Here is a 7,868-nt window from a genome sequence, read left to right as displayed (position 1 = left end):
TAATCAAATATCGAGTGTTGCACCATTTTTTACTATTCAGCCTCTAAAGTCAGGTATTTTAACACAAAATATAAGTGGTTTGTAGAGAGGAAATATATCGTGTTTAATTTTCATACAAAAAATTTGTAGTATCATCATATTACCAATAAAACTTATAAAAACCTATATTGCTTTATAACACCACCGTAATACTGTGAAAAACTGAATGAAACCGAGCTAAGGCAAAACCTAATCATAAACAAATCATCAGATATTGTTGATAACTTGGAAAAGATTCGAGATAATCAATACTCATTATATGAAGTCTTGAATGATGTAAACCGAACTATTAAGACACTTTCTGAAGAAGCTCGAAAATTGAACGACACTTCCAAACTGACTCAGTATTATACCGAAACAACTACAAAGGCTGCTGAAGCTCCGAAAATTGTGTATGCTTATGCTAGAGAAATCGGATAAAACACGATATATCACATTAGGATTCCTTAAATGGAGTCCTTTTTTTATACCCTTCTCCTTTCTCGATTTCTCTCACAACGTTCTCGAAAACCAACAACGACAAATTGCACACTTTGGAAATAATGTTTTCATAGGATTAGTTATAAAAGCAACTTTCGTTCTACGAGAGCGTTCTTAAAACAATCGAGAAATAGTTTAGCTTTTATTGTTCTGCAATCTTTTTTCGTAAGCTGTCATTTGTGGTTTTTAAAACTTGCTCGGCCATATTTCCGCCGTTGTTGGTAATATCCTCAATGATTTCATTACTTGAATAGTCTATGGAATACATGTAAACGGTGTCGTCTGTTTTATAAATATAGTAAGTAAAATCAATATCCATATCTGGCGTCAATAGATAAATGTTATTACCTTGTAATGAAAGTGTACATGGAATTGATTCCTCATCACTCTGTCTTTCGTAATTGAAAGTTGAATAGGTTGCTTCATTTGTATCTTTATCAATACTTAAACAATCAACAAGTGTATATCCTTTTGCGTTGATTCTTTGTTCTCCATAGTAGTCTGTAGAAGTTGCGGTTTCCTCCTGAATCTCATCTATACTTGGAATATTCAAATCCTTCATTTGATATGGTAGAGGATCAAAATCATATTCTTCATAATCGATATCAAATTCTTCCTGGAAATCATCAATTATTGTACAGCAGCTTTGGATTGCTTCATTTAAAAGTGGAACATTATCATATGTAATGCCATCTTTATTGATTGATATTGAGCCAGTTGCGTCTTCTCCATATGTGTAGTTTCCATTCTCAAATTCGTAGTAATTATATTGGATATCATACTTTGTATATTTCTTATTCGTTGAATTAATAGTTATTGTCTTTTGATATTCTTTTGTATCTTCAATTACATCTGTTGTATATGTATAGGATATATATTCTTTATCATTTTGGTTTTGCAAAGCAAATATGGTAGTAGTTGTTTCATTGTCGTTTTCTACGATATAGCGGGCAGCCATATTTTGATGCTTTTTGCCTTCATCTGAACTTATACCAATATTCCAGTTGTTTTTTAAGTACGCATTATCTTTGGATTTGGATTGAACAGCATCAATGGTAGCTTCCCAAAAATCTTGCTTTTCATCTTGGTGACAAGCTGTTAAAGATATAGCGCAAAATAAGCAGAGAATATATTTGAATAATTTCATGATTAAAGCCTTCTTTCTTTATCAAACAATTTTGGATGACAAATATCCTGAATTAGTGTATTTAAATACAAGCAAAAGAACATCTATATATTTATGTTTCTAATTCATGGATACTATAGTTCTTAAATAGATGAAAATCAAGAATATAAAAAGCCAAACCTGATAAAGATTTGGATTAAAATAATAAACTTCTAGGTCTTAGGTTTTTTGAATTGAGAAATTGCTCCATTTTTTCCAATTCATTTGAGGACATCTTATCAATAGAAAAATAGCATCCATAAAATTTTTTAATTTTTTTGTTAGCTCCATATAAAAAACATATGTTATCTATATATGTATAATAGCTTAAATCATCATATGATGAGACTTCTGGATTTTTTTTATACAGAACATGACTGCAATATTCTTGATTCAAGACAGAAAACAAACAAAATCCCGTTGAACACAAACATTTTCCCGTCTATTAATGAGTTTACGCTGGCATAAAACCTAAAAACAAACATTTTCCCCGCCCTTTCCTATAATTTTCTATTTATTTACACACTTTGTATAGTAATGTTTTGAACTGGATATAGATTCGAGGGCTACGTGAAGTTTTTTCAGAAGAGTTGACGTGAATTTTGATCATATTGCAAGGATTTTGTTTGTGTTTATCCATAGAAATGACGAGAAAATGTTTGGATTTGAATTGTGGTTCAATGTATCAGTAAGGAGGTATTTGTGATGAGATGAAAAACATGAAGAAATTTATAACATTATGTGGCTTTTTAATCTTAGGATCAATTGCCTGTGGTGATGCAGATGTTGTAAAAGCTGAAGCTATTAATAATCAGACAACTGATACGTCTGGATATACAATAACAATCCCATCTGAAGTTAGTATAGATAAAAACAGTGGCAAAGGTTCATTTGCGGTAAGTGGTAAGGCGGAAGCACAGGTTGATTTAAATGTGAGTGTGTCTTCTAAAAATAATTATAAATTAAAGAATAAAAGCCAGGAGATTTCTTATTCTTTAGATAAGGAATCTTTTCATATAGATAATAAGCAGTCGGCGAGTAGCAAAAGTTTTGATGAGAATTTCAATATTGCATTAGCTAATACAAATACAAACTATAGTGGAAACTATGAAGATAATTTGGTATTTGATATTACAGGTAATAAGTATGTGTATAAATAGGATGTTAACTCACTTTTAGATGGTAAAGTTGAGTTTGCTGGCCATGACTACGGGTCTTTTGATGTTTACATTAATGGTCAAAAGGTAGCGGATGATGTGAGTAGCTTTGATAAAGTTTATCCATATGGGACAGAATATGAATTCAAAGATTTGAAAGGAACGGTTGGACATCATTATTCTGGAGTTGGAACATATGGTCCTCATTGGAAAGAAACACCTTTAAAGGGTAAACTTGGAATAGACGCAATGTATTATAAGACAGATGATTCTCCGTACCTTTTAGTTACACCTTGTTATTTTAAATTTGATACAAACAAATTAACTATCAATTATCATGCAGATGGTGCCCAGACATGGTATCACTTTGATGGTGTCACTCATGATGTAAGTGGAAAAGATATTGCTGCTTCTGAAACGTATTTATTTGGAAGTTATTATGACAAAAAAAGTGGATTAGGTGATGTAAGTCGACTTGCAAAAAAGAGGTATACCGCAAAACCTAACACATGGGTTGTCGGGAAAAACGGAACTAAAGAAGTTATAGATACTACAGGATTAGCCAAGTCACAAGACGTTGCAGAATATTGCGGAGTGTTAGATGAATTCAAAAAGAATGATACGACAATTGACTTGTATCCAATATGGACTCCAAATACTTATACATTGACATATGATTTGAATGGAGGATCTTTTAATGCTTCCACTACTCAACGTTTTAAATACGAAAGCGAGGATGCCATTAGTTCAGAAATACCTATTAAGACTGGGTATGTGTTTACTGGTTGGAAATGGGGAGATGTAACCATGCAACCAGGAGATACAATTCCCAAAGAATGTGGTAATTTCACATTAACTGCACAATGGAAAGAGATTTATTCAATGGGTACTATCTTAAATATTGATGGAATAGAATATATGGTTATCGAACGACAAGAAAATGGTAATTATTTAGTTATGACTACTAAAAGTATTGGGAAAAATAAATTCGGGTCTTATTTCCGTCAAGATCGTTGGAATCGAAATTGTTATGAAAACACTGAAATCGATGATTACTTAGAAAACACTTGGTACAAAGGATTGTCTACTAAAATGCAAAATGCTATTCAATCTACAGAAATTAGACAGGTTTCATACTCAGACAATAAATTAGATGCTGAGGAAGAAAATGGTTATTACTATCAAGTATATAACACTATTAGTCGTCACGTTTTCTTACCTAGCATTAAAGATATGGCCAAAGTTGTCGATTTATCAAATGGAACAGCGGTACAAAACTTCTTAAATGGTGAAATTGCAGTTTTAAGTAGAGATGGACACAAAAACTATGAAAATGTTGTAATGACTGTTTGTTATGATTCCAATCATATATACACTGCAAGAACAGAAGATTCAGTTAATACTCGCCCTGCTTTTGTTATCGACCTTTCAAAAATTGATTACACCGTAACAGGCTCTGTTAATTATAAATATTCAAAAGGAACAACAGTAAATATTGCAGGTTCGGAATACATTATTATGGACGAGCTTAACGGTGACGAATATTTGGTTATTAGTAAGAACACAATTGGAAATAGAAAGTTCCAATCAGATAACCGTTTAGATGGACAATGCCGAAGCACTTATGAAGGCAGTGCAATCGACAACTACCTAGAAAATGAGTGGTACAACTGTTTGTCTTCTACAATGAAGGCAGCTATTCAAACTGTAAATATTAAGCAGGCTTCGTACGCAACTGATACTAACCCAGATTCAAAACAGGAAACTGGATATAATGGACAAGTATACAATACTATCAGTCGACAAGCATTCTTGCCTAGTGTAAGTGAAATTGGAAAAGCGGTCGACTTAAAAAATCCAGATAAAGTGAAAGCGTTCTTGAATGGTATTAGTATCTGGACAAGAGACAGCTATCAGGGTCACGCTAACGGTGCAGAGTTTCTGCTTACTAGCACCGGACACCTGGGTGCCAGCTACGTGTACTATACGCGTGGCGTTCGTCCTGCCTTTGTCATCAATCTTTCTAAAATTGAAAACACAATAACAGGCTCGGTAAGCTACAAATAAGAAACAAACAGGATTTTAACAGGTCCTGTTTTTTTATACCTTCTCGACAGCCTCTTTCAACAGCCATAAAATTGCACACTATGAGAAGTAATGTTTTGATCGAGTTATCCCCATTTGAGATTCTTATGAAAACGCCGTGAGAGGAAACGAGAAAATACCACATAAATAATTGGAAAGCGAACACTCATTCAACAACGCTCTCATAAACGCCTCTAAATCTTTGGAAGTTCTTAGTTTAATAGAAACGTGTCAAATCACTGTTTCACTTTTCTAAACGTAATTCTTAGTTTAACCGTTTTAGTGCCAACTCACTGTATGAGTTTTCTAAAAGAAGTTTTTAGTTTAAGGAAAAAACGTTCATTTCACTGAATCAGTTTTATAAAAGTAACACTTAGTTTAAGGAAAACGAACTAAAAGACATAAAAAAAAGACCAACAACGGAAGTTGTTAGTTTTGGAGAGACACATATTGTTTTCGTGAAACTAAGCGTTACGTTTACGAAAAAGATTTGTTTTCACTTCATGAAACTAAGAATTACGTTTACTTACTCATGCTCAATGAAGCACAAAAAAAGCAGAACCTTTCGATCCTGCTTGTGGTTATCATCGTTTTAGAAAACACGTCTGAAAGTTGCTTACTTTGCGTCTGGATATGTGTCTTCAAATTTATCAGCATATCTATTGTGCTTTTTATACTTGAAGAACATGGCAACTAAGAAAACAACAGCTACGGCACCTAAAGCGTAAACCATCCAATCTAATGACATCATATACTATGTCCTCCTTTTCACTTATTTTGTACCATATACCTTGATACAATCAAAGCGTTTACATACTAAAAAACAAAGAAACATTTAGTCTCTTTGTTCTTAGGCGTTCGAGATGTAATCACAGATGTTCTTAGATGCAGGTGCTTTCGATGAAGGTCTTCTCTTTTTACGAGTTGGGTTTCCTGTGATGATGGCAATTACCTCTTTGGCAACTTCAGTTGGTTTCATACGATGATATTCATCTTCTGCCAAGATTTATCGAACATAGCGAGCAATATCGTATGATGTTTCATCTGTGTAGATTTGATGGACTTTGCCAATCACGATGTTGATCATCTTGCTTTCGTAAGCCAAATTCTCAACGTTTGTTTCTGGCATCTCGTATTTGTTCTTGTCATTTTCTGCAAGCATCAGAATCTGTATCTTTTATTATATAAACTATCGAAGTATTCCAATTTGTTCCATTCAGTTTCTTCATCAGTAAGTTTAATTAATTGATTTGAAGTAATTAAATACTACAGGAATGAATCATCAATCAATGATTTCAGTCTTTTTTTATACCCTTCTCTTTTCTCGAATCCTCTCACAACGCTCTCGAAAACCGACAACTACGAATTGCACACTTTGAAAATAATGTTTTCATAGGATTAGTTATAAAAGTAACATTCGTTCTACGAGAGTGTTCTTAAAGCAATCGAAAATCACTCCTTTAATTGAGATAACATCAAAAATCAAGTATACTAGATACATAATTATATGGAGTGATTGTGATTAATTTAATTAATGTTATATTTGTAATCTTAATAGGCATCGGGTTTCCCATGACATTCTCTAAAAAGAGGCGGTTAAGAGTGTGTTCTCTTGAGCTAGTAACTAAAGGTGAATTTTTATAAAGAAAACAGGTCAATTGCGATAATATAGGAGAAAAAAATATATGCACAGATATTACCAGAAAAATCAAAAAAAATGGCATAAAACTTTAAATTCTTACATGAATTATATCAGCTATGAACTAGAGTCGCTTACTGGGCAGTTTTATGATACCCTCATTCAAGAAATTTGGACAAACTATCAGGAGGAGATGTTGGAAAGATTCCCTTACATTGGCGGAGATGCTGCCAGCGGAACAAAGAACCTTATCGGAGCTTACATGTTTGTGAGCATGGGTGAAGTATTAAAAAAATATGGTGTTACGACAGCGCAGAGCGGTCACCTAATGATTCTGATTTATGAGCGTCAGTTTAAAAAGATTCCGTCTTTTTTACGGAGTATAATGGGTAAAATCTTTACTAATCCCCGAATTCTTACAAAAATATTCCTAAAAAAGGATAGGAAGAATGCATTAAACGCTGCACAGAATCCCGGAAGTTTCGAGACACAGACACAGATTCCACCAGAAAAGGGGTATGATTTCAGTTATCACAACCTCGTTTGTCCGCTAGCGGATTTTGCAAAAAAATACGGATATGAAGAATACATGCCTTACCTCTGTAATCTGGATTATGTCATGTTCGGTATTCTGGGTGCCCCACTGTACAGAGAGCATACCTGCTTTGATGATGATTATTGTGATTTCAAGTTGAAACTTTCTGCCAAACCGATGGACTATGATCCACCGGTGTTCACGCAGGGGAATGGTTATAAATAGCCAACTCCCACATTTTAATTGAATTTTGTCTAGAACAGGATAACGAATTGACAGATGCAGAAGTGGAAGAAATCCATCGTACGATGGTGATGGATGATTCGGATTTTAAATAGTAGCACGAAGAACTGGAGTTGCTTCCAGCTCTTTTGTTATGTTTGCTTTCTTCCTCGTTTCACTTTTCTAAACGTAATTCTTAGTTTAACCGTTATGGTGCCAATTCATTGTATGAGTTTTTTTAAAAAAGTTTTTAGTTTAAGAAAAATGTGTTCATTTCACTGAATCACTTACTTAAAAGAAGTTCTTAGTTTAAGAAAACGAAATAAAAGGCATAAAAAAAAGACCAACAATGGAAGTTGTTAGTTTTGGAGAGACACATATTGTTTTCGTGAAACTAAGCGTTACGTTAAGAAACTAAGAATTATGTTTACTTATTCGTGCTCAATAAAGCACAAAAAAAAAGAAACATTAAGTCTCTTTGTTCTAGGCGTTGGGTATCCAAATTTTCTAGGGGGCTCGAATTTAGGGGGCAATCTGGGGGACAAT

Annotated in this window: 6 protein-coding genes; 3 read left to right on the top strand and 3 right to left on the bottom strand. The window is 33.6% G+C overall.

What is annotated here, in order from left to right; all coding sequences use genetic code 11:
* Positions 1-661: 661 nt before the first annotated feature.
* Positions 662-1,666, bottom strand: coding sequence for a hypothetical protein (locus NE544_RS11305; protein ID WP_217255946.1), 1,005 nt, complete (start codon positions 1,664-1,666; stop codon positions 662-664).
* A gap of 728 nt (positions 1,667-2,394) precedes the next feature.
* On the opposite strand from NE544_RS11305, the gene NE544_RS11300 reads away from it, so the two are divergent.
* Together NE544_RS11300 and NE544_RS11295 are read left to right on the top strand one after the other, a co-directional pair.
* Complete coding sequence (locus tag NE544_RS11300; RefSeq protein ID WP_256269406.1) at positions 2,395-2,844, top strand: hypothetical protein; 450 nt, start codon at positions 2,395-2,397, stop codon at positions 2,842-2,844.
* A gap of 96 nt (positions 2,845-2,940) precedes the next feature.
* Positions 2,941-4,908 (top strand): DUF6273 domain-containing protein, encoded by a 1,968-nt coding sequence (locus NE544_RS11295; RefSeq protein ID WP_256269405.1) that lies wholly within the window; start codon positions 2,941-2,943, stop codon positions 4,906-4,908.
* 634 nt (positions 4,909-5,542) lie between these two features.
* Here NE544_RS11295 and NE544_RS11290 read toward each other — a convergent pair.
* Positions 5,543-5,677 (bottom strand): hypothetical protein, encoded by a 135-nt coding sequence (locus tag NE544_RS11290; RefSeq protein ID WP_003865063.1) that lies wholly within the window; start codon positions 5,675-5,677, stop codon positions 5,543-5,545.
* 255 nt (positions 5,678-5,932) lie between these two features.
* Positions 5,933-6,088, bottom strand: a complete 156-nt coding sequence (locus tag NE544_RS11285; RefSeq protein ID WP_256269404.1) for a hypothetical protein — start codon at positions 6,086-6,088, stop codon at positions 5,933-5,935.
* Positions 6,089-6,611: 523 nt separating this feature from the next.
* Here NE544_RS11285 and NE544_RS11280 point away from each other — a divergent pair.
* Positions 6,612-7,325 carry an L-2-amino-thiazoline-4-carboxylic acid hydrolase gene (locus tag NE544_RS11280; protein ID WP_256269403.1) on the top strand — a complete coding sequence of 238 codons (714 nt, stop codon included), beginning with the start codon at positions 6,612-6,614 and terminating at the stop codon, positions 7,323-7,325.
* The last annotated feature ends 543 nt before the right edge of the window (positions 7,326-7,868 follow it).

It is taken from the genome of Holdemanella sp. MSK.7.32 (genome assembly GCF_024460475.1).
GTDB lineage: Bacteria > Bacillota_I > Bacilli_A > Erysipelotrichales > Erysipelotrichaceae > Holdemanella.
This window is presented reverse-complemented; position numbering and strand designations above follow the sequence as displayed.

Coding starts and splice junctions, on each gene's coding strand:
- NE544_RS11300 (WP_256269406.1), top strand. CDS start 2,395: ATGAAAAACATGAAGAAATTTATAACATTATGTGGCTTTTTAATCTTA.
- NE544_RS11285 (WP_256269404.1), bottom strand. CDS start 6,088: ATGCTTGCAGAAAATGACAAGAACAAATACGAGATGCCAGAAACAAAC.
- NE544_RS11305 (WP_217255946.1), bottom strand. CDS start 1,666: ATGAAATTATTCAAATATATTCTCTGCTTATTTTGCGCTATATCTTTA.
- NE544_RS11290 (WP_003865063.1), bottom strand. CDS start 5,677: ATGATGTCATTAGATTGGATGGTTTACGCTTTAGGTGCCGTAGCTGTT.
- NE544_RS11280 (WP_256269403.1), top strand. CDS start 6,612: ATGCACAGATATTACCAGAAAAATCAAAAAAAATGGCATAAAACTTTA.